The organism is Gluconobacter sp. Dm-73 (assembly GCF_018256215.1).
Taxonomy (GTDB): Bacteria; Pseudomonadota; Alphaproteobacteria; order Acetobacterales; family Acetobacteraceae; genus Gluconobacter; species Gluconobacter cadivus.
In genome coordinates, this window is sequence record NZ_JAERLW010000009.1 from 86,917 (window position 1) to 100,028 (window position 13,112).

Consider the following 13,112-nt stretch of genomic DNA (forward strand, 5'->3'; position numbering starts at 1 on the left):
ATGCACCTGTTCCATATCTCACCGGAACTTAGCAAAAAGAAAAGGCGAGGAATAAAATCCCTCGCCTTTGATGGATAGGAACGAAGCGAATGCTGCGTTCAGATCCGCTTTATCCGACGGCCGGCCCCGCCAGCAGCGTGGCGAGCGAACGGCCGAAACCGGTCGGGTCGGGCAGGGGTTCGCCTTCCTGCACACGGGCCAGATCCAGCAGAACGCTGGCATAGGCAGTGATGCTCTCATCCTTTGCAACACGATCGGCCAGAGCCTTGATGAGCGGGTGTTTCGGGTTGATTTCAAGGATCGGCGGCATGGCGGGCATGGCCTGACCCGAGCGACGCATCAGGCGCTGCATCGACAGGTCGGGGCCGCCATCGGATGTGATGACGACGGCACTTCCCGTTAGACGCACCGTGCTGCGAACGTCCTTGACCTGCTCGCCAAGGGCGTCCTTGAGGGCCGGAACCAGCTTTTCGACATCCGCGGCTTCGGTCGTGTCGGCATCCGTGGATTCAAATTTTTCCAGATCGCCATGGGAATGGGCGACGGAACGCAGCGGCTTGTCCTGATAGGAGGACAGGCGCTCCGGCCAGAAGCCATCAACCGGATCGGACAGCAGCAGGACTTCAAGACCCCGGGCGCGGAAACCTTCAAGCTGGGCAGAGGATTTCAGTGCGTCCAGATTGTCGCCTGTCAGGTAATAGATGGCGTCCTGACCATCCTTCATGCGCGCAATATAGTCATCCAGCGTGACGAGATCGTCGCCCTGGGTGGAATGGAAGCGGGCGAAACCGGCGATTTCCGTCCGGTGTTCGGCGTCTTCCCACAGGCCTTCCTTGATGACCGCGCCGAAGTTTTCCCAGAACGTGTTGAAACCGCCCTCGGCGTCCTTCGCCCGGTTGCGGATCTCGGTCAGGACACGCTTGGTGACGGCTTTGCGGATGCGGGCCAGAACCGGGGTGGCCTGAAGCATTTCGCGCGAGACGTTGAGCGGCAGGTCTTCCGTATCGACCACGCCCTGCACGAAGCGCATCCAGTTCGGAACCAGTTCCGCTTCGTCGGTGATGAACATCCGACGGACATGGAGATGGATCCGGCTTTCGCGGGACTGTTCCATGAAGTCGAACGGGCGGGCGCTGGGCAGGAACAGCAGCGCCGTGAATTCGGTCACGCCTTCCGCGCGCCAGTGCAGCGTCGCATAGGGTTCGTCGAAAGCGTGGGAAATGTGCCGGTAGAACTCGGCATACTGCTCCGGCGTGATGTCGGATTTCGGCTTGCTCCACAGGGCCGTGCCTTCATTGGCGGCCTGATCTTCCGTGGTGCCGTCTTCCTTGGTTTCACGCAGGGTAATGGGCCAGGAGATGTGGTCCGCCCATTTGCGGATGATGGATTTCAGGCGCCAGCTGTCGAGGAACTCGTCGGCGTCGTCCTTCATATGCAGGACGATGTCGGTGCCCGGAGTTGAGCGGGACGCGGGGCTCAGCGTGAAGGCGCCCTTGCCGTCCGAAGACCAGGTCCAGGCCTGATCGGAGCCGGCCTTGCGGGAGGTAACCTCCACACGGTCCGCGACCATGAAGGCTGCGTAGAACCCGACGCCGAACTGACCGATCAGGTTCGGGCGGTCTTCAGGCTTTGCCGAATTCAGCTTTTCTCCGAAAGCGCGCGTGCCGGAGCGGGCGATCGTGCCAAGGTTCTGGGCCAGTTCGTCATGGGTCATGCCCACGCCGTCATCGGAGATTGTCAGCTCTTTCTGGCTCTTGTTCGGATTGATGCGGATGGACGCATTCTCGGGAAGCGCCACAGCACTGTCTGTCAGGGCTTCGAAACGGCGTTTGTCCGTCGCGTCCGCCGCATTGGCGACGAGTTCGCGCAGAAAGATTTCACGATCCGAGTAAAGGGCATGGACCACAAGGTCCAGCAGCCGTCCAACCTCTGCACTGAACTCATGCTTTTCGGCGGCCTGCTGGTTGTTCGTTTCACTCATTTCATCAATCTCCGTTTAGGAAAGTGATCTTGATATGCGATGTCACAAACGGTTTTTCAACCGGGATCAAAGGCCTGATCAGAGGTAAGAAGCCAGCGTCATGCCTTTCATGTCCGCGATCAGGGAATAGGACGCCTGAAGCTGGTTGTTGGTATCCGTCACCTGCGTGGAAACCTGTGCAAGATCAGCGTCTTTCACCTGACCGAGCTGGGTCGTCAAAGCCGAAGACATCTGGGTCAGCATGGCGGTCTGGTTGGTCAGGCTGTTCTGCTGGACACCCAGCAGGCCGCTCATGGTGCCAAGACCACTCGTGACCGTGTCCATGGAGCTTTGAAGACCGGAAATCAGGCTTGAATAGTCCGTGGTGCTGGTTGAAGACGAGCCGAGGGAGGCGACCACCATCAGATTGCGCATGAGATCGCGGATCGGGGAAGTGGTGGACGTGGATGTCGCGCCCTGTGTGGCGACCATCCCGACGGATACCGTTTCAGACTGTCCGACGACGATACGCGTGTTCTGCTGCTGTGCCTGATCGGGCGATGTGGACAGCGTGGCCGAGAAAGGCTGACCGACAGAAGTATTGGCGGCCAGATTTTCCGTTGTGCTGAGCACATCCGCTGCGTTGGTCGAACCGAGTTGGCTGACTGTTTTGGCAATCTGGGTCGCGAGGTCCGACGTGCCCAGATCCGTGCTGACGGGAGCAGTCGTATTCTGCTGCCCGGCGAAGACGTAGCTGTCGCCCTGCCGGGTGTTGAGCAGGTTGCCCAGAGAAGTCAGCGCCGACTGGGCGGCAGAGGCAGCCGTCGTGACGGTTGAATAAGACAGCGTGCTGCCGAGAGTGGAAAGCGAACTCGTCAGGTCCTGGGCGATGGTGGAAATCTGGGACAGGGCGCTTTGTGTTGTGGTCAGCGTCGTCTGGGCGTTCGTGACGTTGCTTGTCCAAGCGGAAACCTGCGTGATGGCGGGCTGAAGCGCGAGGGCCTGTGTCCGCGAAGACCCGAGATCGGCATAGCTGCTGGCGAGCACGCCGGTGCTGGTCTGAAGCTGAAGGGCGTCTTTCGCCTGCGACAGATTCTGGACGCCGAGGAGAAGCTGGCTGGAGATTCCGCCAAAGCCGAAGCTGGAGATGGTTCCGGTCATGATCAGGTTCCGATTGCGCTCAGCAAGGCGCTGAACATTGTCTGGACGGTCGAAACGACCTTGGCGTTGGCAGCGTAGGCGTTCTGGAGCGTGACGATATTCGCCATTTCCGTATCGATGGAGACAGTGGACGTTCCGGACAGATTGGACGTCAGGCTGGTCTGTGTTGTCTGCGACAGGGCAAGGCCACTGCTTGCATCGCTGGCCGTGGCGGCCTGATTGGCGGTCAGGGATGTCGCAAGGGAAATGATTTTCTGGTTGCCCGTGTATCCCGTGGACAGGGTTCCGGTCATTCCGAGATTTGTGCTGGGCGCGGCCGTCTGGGCGGTTCCGGAAGAGTCGGAAGTTGTGCCGAACGTATAGCTCAGGACGTTTTGGATGGTCTGCGTGCCGGATGTCGTGCTGTCGAGCAGTTTGGATGGGTCATTGGAATAGGTGCTGGAGACGCTGATGTCCTGCGAGAAGCCGACGCTGCCGGTGGGAATAAGGTCTGTCTGGGAGGTTCCCGGAACAACGCCGTTTGTGCCCGATGTCGTGAACAGGGACATACCCTGAGCCTGAAAACGGGTGGCGACCGTCGAAGACAGGGAGTCCAGCTGCGCCTGCATGGTGGGGAGTGTTGTATCGCGCAGGGTGATGTTTGCGCCCAGCGTCCCGCCCGTCAGATGCGTGGTGACATCGCGGCCGTTCAGGGTGATGGCGGGAATGGTGTTGCTGGACGAGGTGCCGGGATAGGTCGTGCTGACCGAAATCTGAGCGGACGACGTGGTGAGCGGCCATGTGGACGAGACGGTCGCGCCACTGGAGCTGCTGGTGTCACGCGTGGGCAGGGTGACGCCGTCGGCCGTGGCGATGGTCATGTCGCCGTTTGCGGACTCGGACCATGAGACGGAAAGCTCGGAGGACAGGGAGGAGAGGGCCGTATAGCGCTGGTTTTCCAGCGCGGCCGTGTCCTGACCGGTGCTTTTGAGGTTCATGATCTTGGTGGACAGGGTGCCGATCGTGGTGAGGTCGGTATTGATGTCCGAGACCGAGGAAACGACGGCATCCTGCGCTGTCTGACGCTGGGTCTGATAGGCCGAAGCCAGCGTGTTGACGGACTGGGCGAAGGTGGATGCCGCGGAGACGACCGTACTCTGGGCCGAGGCGCTATCAGGCGTAGAAGTCAGGGACGTCAGGGCCGATTGGAGGTTACCCAGTTCATCTGAAAGCGTTCCACTGCTGCCGGATGTGGCGCTGGTGGAACCCTGAAGCGCTGTGATGTTGGACAGGGAATTGCTGGTGGCCGTGTAGGCCGCCACATCCGCGTTCTGGGCGTAAAGCGCCTTCTGGACCTGCTGGTTGGTCGCGAGTGTGGTGGCGGCGGTGCGGACACCCGTGCCTGTGTTGCCAGCCACGCTCGACTGGACGTTGGCGTTTTCCTTGATATAGCCGCTTGTCCCTGCATTGGAGACGTTGTTGGAGGCAACGGCCATGGCATTCTGAACGACATTCAGGCCGGAAGTTGCAATCGAGAGTGCGCTGTTCAGTCCCATGGAGCCGGTGTCCCTTCAGTCGTGTTTACTGGATCATCGCCAAGGTTGTCTGAAGAAGCTGATCGGCCGTGGAGACGACTTTCGTGTTCGCGCCATAGGCCTGCTGGGCCACGATCAGCTTGCTGAGATCGCCGGTCAGATCGGTTGTGGAGTCTTCAACCGAGGCCGTGCTCAGGGTGCCGGCGCCATTGGTATTGACGGCGTTGATCTGCGGGGTGCCTGACTGGGACGTAGCGGTATAGGCCTGTCCGTTCTGGGGAGACAGGTTGTTCGGACTGGCGAAGGTTGTCAGCGGGATCTTGGCGACGAGCTGGGAGTAGCCGTTGTCAAACGTCGCCATGACCGAGCCGTCCGTCTGCATGGAAATGCCGGAGAACGTGCCGGTGGTCACGCTGTCGGACACCGCCGTAACGCCGGTCGGGGTGGAGCCGTCCGTTGCGAGGCTGACGCCGCTTGTGCCACCGATGGTTCCGAGGCTGACAGTCATGTCCTGAGGCGAGCCGTCATATTCGAAGCTGGCGGTGGAGCCGGAGGCCTGGCTTTGTCCGTTGACGGAGGCAATCGCACCGGTGGAGGAATCGAACGTCACGGTCGCGCTGTTGGTCGCGTCATTGGGATTGCTGACGGTCCAGGTCGTGGCGTTCACCTGCGTCCAGTTCAGGGAGACGGTCTGGGCGTTGCCTTTGCTGTCATAGGCCGTGGCCGACGTGGTGGCGCTGCCGCCGCTGGATGTCGCGGTGCTGCCGATCTGGCCGGTCAGGGTCAGCTTCGTGCTTTCCGTCGGCTGGAATTTGACGGTGGAGGGCACCTGAATGGGGCTAAGGGCTGTGCTCAGGGTGCCTGTGGAGGCGTTGACATTGTAACCTTCGAGGTAATAGCCCGACGTGTTGACCAGATAGCCGTTCTTGTCCTGCGAGAAGTCACCATTGCGGGTGTAATACTGCTGTGTGCCGAGGACTGGGGTGCTGTCGTTGCTCTGGCCGGTGGCCTGCACGACGTTGAAGAAGCCGTTTCCGGAAATGGCGAGGGCCGTGCTGTTGGTCGAGGTCGTCACCATACCCTGGTTGTCGTTGTGCTGGCGGGTGGTAGCGACAACGCTGTCGCTCAGGGCTTCGCCGTCACTGGCCAGTTCGTTGTTGGTGACGTAGTCCTCGAAGCTGGTGGTGCTGGCCTTGTAGCCGGTGGTCTGGCTGTTGGCGATGTTGTTGGACAGATCGCTGAAGGCGTGTGACTGCGAGTTCAGGCCGCTGACGGCAGTGTGAACTGCATTGATGATCGAGGACATGGCATACTCCCGGACATGCAACAGGCTGCGGGTCGTATGCCCGAGCATCGCTACCGAAGATTCCACACCGGATATTAAAGAAGTCCTTACAAGCGCAAAAAGGGCGGATTCGCCTACTGTTACGAACAGAGACAGAGTAAAGACCGGGGCGAAAAAACACTACCGACCTCTGGTTCTCCTTCCCTGAAACGGGCATGATACAGTGACATGCCAGAGCCAGATGACGACCCCAAAAAGCCCTGTATTCCTGACGACTCCCCGGTAAGACCGGCCAGATTCGTTCATGGCAGCATCATGCGTCATGTCGTGACGATGGCCGGGACCGGGGCGATCGGGCTGATGGCCGTGTTTGCCGTGGATCTGCTCAATTACGGTTATATTTCGCATCTGCATGACAAGACGCTGACGGCGGCGATCGCGTTTGCGACGGCGGTCAGCTACGTGCAGGTATCGGTTTCCATCGGGATGACGATCGGGCTCGGGGCCTGCACGGGGCGGCTGATCGGGGCGTGTCAGCATGCCGAGGCGCGTCGGATGGCCTCGGCGTTTCTGGTGGTCATGGTTGGGATTGCGACCGTTCTGGGCCTGTTGACGGCGACCTTTGCCATGCCTCTGCTGGGCTTGCTGGGCGCGCATGGCGAGGCGCAGGAGCATGCCGCCACGTTCCTGCACATCGTGTCACCGGCGCTGCCGCTTGTGTGTCTTGGGATGGCGCTTTCATCGCTGCTGCGGGCAGTGGGAGATGCCAAACGCTCGATGCGGGTGACGCTGACAGGGGCGGCTGTGTCCGCGTGTCTGGACCCGATCATGATTTTCGGGCTGCATCTAGGACTTGAGGGGGCAGCGATCAGCACGGTTCTGGCGCGGCTGGCCATTACGGCAAGCGGATTTCTGAATCTTCGGGGCCATGCCATGCTGGAATGGCCGCAGCGTTCCGCTTTCGGACCGTCCACGCGGCTGATTGGCGGAATTGCGGTTCCGGCGATTGCGACCAATCTGGCCACGCCGACAGGCGCTCTGTTCGTGACGCATGCGATGGCGCGGTTTGGGCTCAATGCCGTTTCGGGACAGGCGACCATCGACCGGATCGTGCCGGTGGCATTTTCGCTGGTTTTCGCACTGACGGGGTCGGTCGGGCCGATCATGGCGCAGAACCTTGGCGCACGGCAGATCCATCGCGTGCAGGAGGCGCTTCTGGCGGCGCTGAAGCTGACGGCGCTGTGTGTGGGCGTGACATGGCTGGTTCTGGCGGGGGCGCACACTTATATCATCCAGCTTTTTGAGCTTCAGGGTGTGGGCGTGAACATCGTGCGGCTGTTCTGCTGCTGGCTGGTGCTGAGTTACATGTTCGTCGGATTGCTGTTTGTGGCCAATACGGCGTTCAACAATCTGGGGCACCCGTTCTATTCCACGGGTTTTAACTGGGGGCGGGCGACGCTGGGGACTATTCCGTTTGTCTGGATCGGGTCGGCTTATGGGCCGGTCGGGATACTGGTCGGGCAGTCGCTGGGCGTGGTGCTGTTTGGCAGTCTCGCGGTCGTGACGGCATTCCGGGTGATCCGGAAGCTGGAGCCAGGGATTATAGAGCCGTCATCAGGCGTTCCGCCGCGTCTCTGAGAGTCAGCATTCTGACCCGCATGCGCAGCGGCGGAACGCGTGTTTAGCGAGTGGAGAGCGCGCTTTGCTTGGCGGCTTTGAGGTTTCCCTTGGCGACTTTGCGCGCCTTGAGGCGTTCGAGACGCTCTTTCATTGCCATTTTCTCGTAGCGGATGCGCTGACGGATCCAGTTCAGCATGCCTGATGCTGTCAGGACCGCGATACCGACGAAGGTCCAGCGATCAAGCGGCTGTTTGAAGAGGAAGTAGCTCAGCGCAACGCCCCAGGCCATCTGGCTGTATTGCGGCAGGGCGACGCGGTTTGCCGGTGCTCTGGCGGTTGCGAGCATCATGCAGAGCTGTCCGAGGGCGGCCAGGGAGCCGTAGCCGAACAGGTAGAACCAGATCTTTGTGCTGGAGGGCCATGTGGCGTGGGCGAGCATGAGGAGACCGTTGCCGACCAGTGCGCCCATCAGGCTGGACCCGAAGAGTGACAGGCGCACGGTTTCCTTGCTGGCGATCCGGTAGGCGATCACGCTGCCCGCATTGGCGCAGGCTGCCAGAAGCGCGCAGAGATGGCCCAGATTGAGCGGGCGCACTCCCGGACGCAGCACGATCAGAACGCCCGCAAAGCCCAAAGCGACCGCAAGCCATGCCCAGAACGTCACTTTCTCCTTGAGCAGCACGACGGAGAGGATCGTGACGAACAGCGGCATCAGGAAGGTGATCGACAGGGCCTCGGGCATCGAGAGCAGCATGAAAGCTTCGACGCTGGCAGCCGTGGCGACGAAGACGCAGACAGCCCGCAGCAGCCACATGCCGCGAAGCTTCGGGCGCACGATGTCGAGGTAGGACTCGTTTGATTTGCGGATGAAGGGAAGAACGAGGAACCCGAACACCCCGCCAAAAAACGCAACCTCGAAGGGATCGAGACTCCCGTCCAGCAATTTGGAGAAGGCGTCGCTAATGGCGAATGCGGAGTATGCTCCGAAGGCCAGCGCCATTCCGGAGAAGAGGGTTTTGGTGTCCATAAGGCTCGGGGACTCTGACGGGAGAGAGAAGGAATCGTGCCGAAAAAATAACCCTGTGCCCTCTGAACGCATAACAGAGCGTTCGGGCCTAAAAAGGGCATCGGTAATTGCGGTCAGGCTTCTTAGAAGAAGTATTATGGAAATTCAAACCTGTTTTCGGGACTTCGAATATTTTCTTTGACAATTACGGTATAGATTGAATGATAACATAATTTTATTTATTAATAACAATTATATTGTTATTAATGCGGGATAGGGAGCTGGTCGAAGAAATCGACTCTGGTGTTCCTGTTCGTTATAGAGGCCGCACTCTTTCAATGTGATTTTCAGGGAAACGGTCTGTGCAGTGCGAATGGCGGAGGTCTTACGACAGGCTGGTTCCGATGTTGATTAAAGAACATTTCGGAGATCCGGGTGTGATGACCCGGCAGTTTCCCTACATGAAATCGACGTTCCTCTGGAAAGGAGATGATTTCATTCTCACGCCTGAAGCGCTCGCCAATCCGAAGAACAAATATCATGGGCTTGAGCGTCTGGCGCTGGAGCATCATGAGGCCGGAGACTGGCGGCTGGCCGGGGAATACTGGCTGATTGCGGCGGGCTGGCGCCGGAACATGATGGACCCGGCCGACGAGCGGCATGTGGAAGCCCTGCAGTTCGCTCTGCGCCATGTCGAATATGACAGGGCGCTGGCGGAGTGGAAAAAGAAGAAACTCAGCCGCAACGCCATGCCCTATCCCAGCCAGTTCGGACTTGCCGACGACTGAAACCGGGATCTGCCGGGGTCTATGAAGTGAAAACCTGCTGATAGAAGGCGAGTTCCCGTTGCAGGGCGTTTTCTATGGTTTCGCGGGCGCGGAAGCCGTGGGCTTCCTCCGGATAGACGTGCAGGGCGGAATGTTCGAGTTTTGTGCACATGGACTGCGCCTGTGACAGGGGAACGACCTTATCTGCGCCGCCATGCAGGAACAGGACAGGAACGGTAATGCCCTCGGCCTGTGTGATGGGGGAACGTTTCAGATACACGGCCTCGTCTTCGGGATAGGGGCCGATCAGCCCGTCCAGATAGCGGGCTTCAAACTTGTGGGTTTCTTCGGCGAGAGCACGCAGGTCCGTGACGCCGTAGAGGGAGGTTCCGGCGGCGAAGAGGTCCGACTGTGCGAGGGCGCCGAGGACCGTCAGGCCGCCGGCGCTGCTGCCGCGGATGACGCAGCGGGCGGGGTCGGCGAAGCCGCGATCAAGCACCGCCTGCACGCCGGCGAGACAGTCTTCGATATCCGCGACACCCCATTGTCCGTCCAGTGCTTCGCGGTAAGCGCGGCCGAAGCCGGTTGAGCCGCGATAATTGACGTCGAGGACGGCAAAACCGCGCGACGTCCACCACTGCACCTTGAAAGCGAAGGACGGGTTGGCGCGGCCGGTCGGGCCGCCATGCGCCATGACGACAAGCGGGGGTTTTTCGCCGTCCCGCAGGGCGCTGGTGCTGCTGGCGGGGGCGTAGAACAGGGCATGGGCCAAGGCGTGAGCTTCTGCGCCGTTTGCAGTTGGGAAGCTCAGGGGGATAGGGGTTGCGATATCGGCTTTCGTGACGCCGTGCGGGAGGGTGACGCTGATTCGGAAGCGGTCGCAGGCTTCGTCGGGGCGGCCGAAGGCGATGGCGGCGGGGGCGTCGGCCGGGGCGTCGATCCACGCGAACTGTCCATTTCCGAGAGGTTCGGGGACGTTGACGGGCGTGCCGAGCGCAAGGTCGGTCCAGCGTCCGTTGTCTTCCAGCAGAACGTGGTTAAGGCCCTGGCGGATACCGAGGGCCAGCAGGCGGTTTCCGGGCAGCGGGGCCATGCTGCGCTGCCCGAACACCCAGTGCGGCAGGCCGATTTCGGCGTTGGCGCCTTCGAGGGAATGGGGGTGCCAGCCTGTCTCGTCATGGGAAAAGCGGATGGGGGTCCAGCGGCCCGAGGCGTCGGACGTGGCGTAGAGCGTGCCGTCGGGGGACCAGCAGGGTTCGATGATGCTGCAGGGTTCGGGTCCGGTCAGGTCGGTAACGGGGCCGAGCGTGCCGGTTGTGCGATCGAAGGGGGCGACGGAAAGGGTCGTGACGGTCCAGGGCATGGCCGGGTCGTTCCAACTGAACCAGGCCAGAAAATTTCCATCGGGTGAGGGCCGGGGGGCGGCGTAGAAATCCGCGCCTTCGACCAGCACGATTTCGCGTCCGTCGGCCTGCACATGGACCAGCGTTGCGAGCGGCACGCCATCGCCGTGGCTTTCGCGCACGCAGAACACGGCATCAGCAGTGGGATCGAATGTCAGGTCGGCGTAGCGGTGTTCGGGACTTTCACCCGCCGTCGCCCATTGCGTGGCGGTGGTGCCGTCGCTGAACCAGATGCCGCCGCGTTTGCGATCGCTGAAAACGACCTGCGGGGCATTGTCTTTGGCGTTGTCTTTCAGGCGTACGTCCCATGCGCCACCGCCATATTCATGCACACGAGTGCCGACCGAGTATTCCGGCGGAATCAGGTTTTGGATGTGGCCTTCAGGGTCGCGGGCCGTGATGACGGAGCGGCCCTGTTCGTCCGGGCGACTTTCAAGCCAAAAGATCCACTCCCCAGCAGTGCGCAGTTCGGAGAAAGACAGCGTGCGTCCGGCCACCAGTTCGGGCGTGACCCAGGACGGCCAGTGTCCCGACAAGGCTGCGGAAGATGAGGGGGAAGGGGGCGTCATTTTTCATCCTGTCTCCGATGCCGTAGTATCGTAGCCGGTGGCACTCTCTTCCGCCACAGCTTGAACAGGACCAGGACACTGTTTCATCTCAGTCATTTTCTCGATCACATGCTGGTGCAGTATGGCTATGGCGTCGTCGGCATCACCGTCATGTTCGAGAGCATGGGACTTCCACTTCCGGCGGAGAGCGTCATTATCGCCGCTTCGCTTTATGCAGGCAGCACCCATCATCTTGAAATCCGCTGGATCGCGCTGGCAGCCGTGCTTGGCGCCATTATGGGCGACAATATCGGCTATCTGATCGGCCATCACTTCGGTTACGGCATTTTGAAAAAGCACGGTCAGAAAGTTGGTCTGACTGAAGAGCGGCTGATGCTGGGGCGGTATCTGTTCCGCAGGCATGGTGGGATCGTCGTGTTTCTGGGGCGTTTCGTCGCGGTGCTGCGCGTGTTCGTCGCATTGCTGGCGGGAGCGAACCGGATGCCCTGGCATTCGTTCCTGTTCTTCAATGCGCTCGGTGGCATCTGCTGGGCCGGTGGCTATGCCTTTGTGACCTATGAGCTTGGCAAGCAGATCGAGAAGATCACCGGGCCGGTTGGGATCGCCATGGCAGTCGTGGGGGTCTGCTGTCTGATCGGGGGGCTCGTTTTTCTCAAGAAGAACGAGAAGCGCCTGACGGATGAGGCGCTCCGGCAGGCCGAGGAAGACGAAAAGCGTGAGGAATCGCGTATGGACAAGAAACCGAGCTGACACAGACTGGAAGGACAGACGTCATGACACAGCCCTCCGCTCCCGCATGGTCTACGGACTCTCTTGACCGTCTGGACGGAAAGACGGCGCTCATTACCGGATCGACCGGGGGGCTGGGGTTCGAGGTCGCCTGCGGGCTGGCCAGGCAGGGCGCTGCGATCGTGCTGAGCGGTCGCAGTCATGACAAGGGACGGGCGGCGCTGGCACGGCTTCATGAGCGCGTGCCCTTCGTCAAATCGCGTTTCGAGTTGCTGGATCTGGCGTCTCTGGCCGGGATCGAGGCGTTTGCGTCCGCGATGCACAGCCGGGGCGAGCCGATCCATCTTCTGGCGAACAATGCCGGGGTCATGGGGCCTGCGACGCGTCTGACGACGAAAGACGGGTTCGAATTGCAGTTCGGCACCAACCATCTCGGGCACTTCGCTCTGACGGGGCGCCTGCTGCCTTTGCTGGCGGCGGGGAATGCGACGGTCATGACGGTGGCGTCTCTGGCGGCGCTGAAGGGCGAAATCCCGTTCGGTGATCTGAATGCGCGGCATTCCTACAATCCGATGGTGCGGTATCGTCAGAGCAAGCTGTCCAACCTGCTGTTTGCGCTCGAACTGAACCGCCGGGCCGCGAAAGCGCCCTGGCCCATTCATTCGCGTGCGGCGCATCCGGGCTGGGCGGCGAGTGATATCGTCGCGAATAACGGCAGTCTGGACCAGTCCGCCAACAAAGCCGCGCGGTTCATGCGCAGTCTGGCGCGCAGTGTCGCCGGGCCGGTGTTTCACGCCATGGGGCAAACCGTCGAGGAAGGGGCGTGGCCGCTGCTCTATGCTCTTGCCAGTCCGCAGGCGCATGACGGCAGCTATTATGGCCCGCAGGGGCCGGGAGAACGCCGTGGTGTGCCGGGGATCGCGGGGCTGCCGGCTCTGGCGCATGTACCCGAACTGGCCGCACGGCTGTGGACTGTCTCGGAACAGATGACCGGCGTAAAATACGGCCTGATCTGAAAGTGATAAAAGTTTTTGGGTGTCGCCTTTTTTCAAAAAGGTGACGGTCTTTTGAAGCTTTTTGAAAAAAGCTTCACCAAAA

At 60.8% G+C, this 13,112-nt stretch carries 10 protein-coding genes; 4 read left to right on the top strand and 6 right to left on the bottom strand.

The window, feature by feature from the left end; genetic code table 11:
• Positions 1–109: 109 nt before the first annotated feature.
• The 4 genes from htpG to flgE all read right to left on the bottom strand — a co-directional run bounded on the left by htpG (position 110) and on the right by flgE (position 5,989).
• Positions 110–1,981 (bottom strand): molecular chaperone HtpG, encoded by a 1,872-nt coding sequence (gene htpG, locus JK176_RS10755; protein ID WP_211587852.1) that lies wholly within the window; start codon positions 1,979–1,981, stop codon positions 110–112.
• A gap of 78 nt (positions 1,982–2,059) precedes the next feature.
• The gene (locus tag JK176_RS10760; RefSeq protein WP_211587853.1) at positions 2,060–3,121 is read right to left on the bottom strand and encodes a flagellin; all 1,062 of its coding nucleotides are present in this window, start codon (positions 3,119–3,121) and stop codon (positions 2,060–2,062) included.
• Between the two features lie 2 nt (positions 3,122–3,123).
• Positions 3,124–4,656 carry a flagellar hook-associated protein FlgK gene (flgK, locus tag JK176_RS10765; RefSeq protein WP_211587855.1) on the bottom strand — a complete coding sequence of 511 codons (1,533 nt, stop codon included), beginning with the start codon at positions 4,654–4,656 and terminating at the stop codon, positions 3,124–3,126.
• A 25-nt stretch (positions 4,657–4,681) separates the two neighbouring features.
• Positions 4,682–5,989 carry a flagellar hook protein FlgE gene (gene flgE / locus JK176_RS10770; protein ID WP_249194440.1) on the bottom strand — a complete coding sequence of 436 codons (1,308 nt, stop codon included), beginning with the start codon at positions 5,987–5,989 and terminating at the stop codon, positions 4,682–4,684.
• A 159-nt stretch (positions 5,990–6,148) separates the two neighbouring features.
• Here flgE and JK176_RS10775 point away from each other — a divergent pair, with 159 nt between their 5' ends.
• Entirely contained in the window at positions 6,149–7,558 is a 1,410-nt protein-coding gene (locus tag JK176_RS10775; protein ID WP_249194441.1) for an MATE family efflux transporter, read from the top strand.
• Between the two features lie 43 nt (positions 7,559–7,601).
• Here the strand turns inward: JK176_RS10775 and JK176_RS10780 are convergent, their stop codons facing one another.
• Complete coding sequence (locus JK176_RS10780; protein ID WP_249194442.1) at positions 7,602–8,567, bottom strand: DMT family transporter; 966 nt, start codon at positions 8,565–8,567, stop codon at positions 7,602–7,604.
• Between the two features lie 419 nt (positions 8,568–8,986).
• Between JK176_RS10780 and JK176_RS10785 the strand changes: the two genes are divergently transcribed.
• On the top strand, positions 8,987–9,334 hold the full coding sequence (locus tag JK176_RS10785) for a hypothetical protein (RefSeq protein ID WP_062107198.1): 348 nt from the start codon (positions 8,987–8,989) through the stop codon (positions 9,332–9,334).
• A 19-nt stretch (positions 9,335–9,353) separates the two neighbouring features.
• Here JK176_RS10785 and JK176_RS10790 read toward each other — a convergent pair whose 3' ends face one another.
• Positions 9,354–11,285, bottom strand: coding sequence for a prolyl oligopeptidase family serine peptidase (locus tag JK176_RS10790; RefSeq protein ID WP_211587857.1), 1,932 nt, complete (start codon positions 11,283–11,285; stop codon positions 9,354–9,356).
• A 150-nt stretch (positions 11,286–11,435) separates the two neighbouring features.
• Here JK176_RS10790 and JK176_RS10795 point away from each other — a divergent pair, with 150 nt between their 5' ends.
• Complete coding sequence (locus JK176_RS10795; protein WP_194261309.1) at positions 11,436–12,035, top strand: DedA family protein; 600 nt, start codon at positions 11,436–11,438, stop codon at positions 12,033–12,035.
• A gap of 23 nt (positions 12,036–12,058) precedes the next feature.
• Complete coding sequence (locus JK176_RS10800) at positions 12,059–13,030, top strand: SDR family oxidoreductase (protein ID WP_211587859.1); 972 nt, start codon at positions 12,059–12,061, stop codon at positions 13,028–13,030.
• The last annotated feature ends 82 nt before the right edge of the window (positions 13,031–13,112 follow it).

Bases quoted from the DNA above. Each gene is read 5' to 3' on its own strand.
- htpG (WP_211587852.1), bottom strand. From the start codon at position 1,981: ATGAGTGAAACGAACAACCAGCAGGCCGCCGAAAAGCATGAGTTCAGT.
- JK176_RS10760 (WP_211587853.1), bottom strand. From the start codon at position 3,121: ATGACCGGAACCATCTCCAGCTTCGGCTTTGGCGGAATCTCCAGCCAG.
- flgK (WP_211587855.1), bottom strand. From the start codon at position 4,656: ATGGGACTGAACAGCGCACTCTCGATTGCAACTTCCGGCCTGAATGTC.
- flgE (WP_249194440.1), bottom strand. From the start codon at position 5,989: ATGCTCGGGCATACGACCCGCAGCCTGTTGCATGTCCGGGAGTATGCC.
- JK176_RS10775 (WP_249194441.1), top strand. From the start codon at position 6,149: ATGCCAGAGCCAGATGACGACCCCAAAAAGCCCTGTATTCCTGACGAC.
- JK176_RS10780 (WP_249194442.1), bottom strand. From the start codon at position 8,567: ATGGACACCAAAACCCTCTTCTCCGGAATGGCGCTGGCCTTCGGAGCA.
- JK176_RS10785 (WP_062107198.1), top strand. From the start codon at position 8,987: ATGACCCGGCAGTTTCCCTACATGAAATCGACGTTCCTCTGGAAAGGA.
- JK176_RS10790 (WP_211587857.1), bottom strand. From the start codon at position 11,285: ATGACGCCCCCTTCCCCCTCATCTTCCGCAGCCTTGTCGGGACACTGG.
- JK176_RS10795 (WP_194261309.1), top strand. From the start codon at position 11,436: ATGTTCGAGAGCATGGGACTTCCACTTCCGGCGGAGAGCGTCATTATC.
- JK176_RS10800 (WP_211587859.1), top strand. From the start codon at position 12,059: ATGACACAGCCCTCCGCTCCCGCATGGTCTACGGACTCTCTTGACCGT.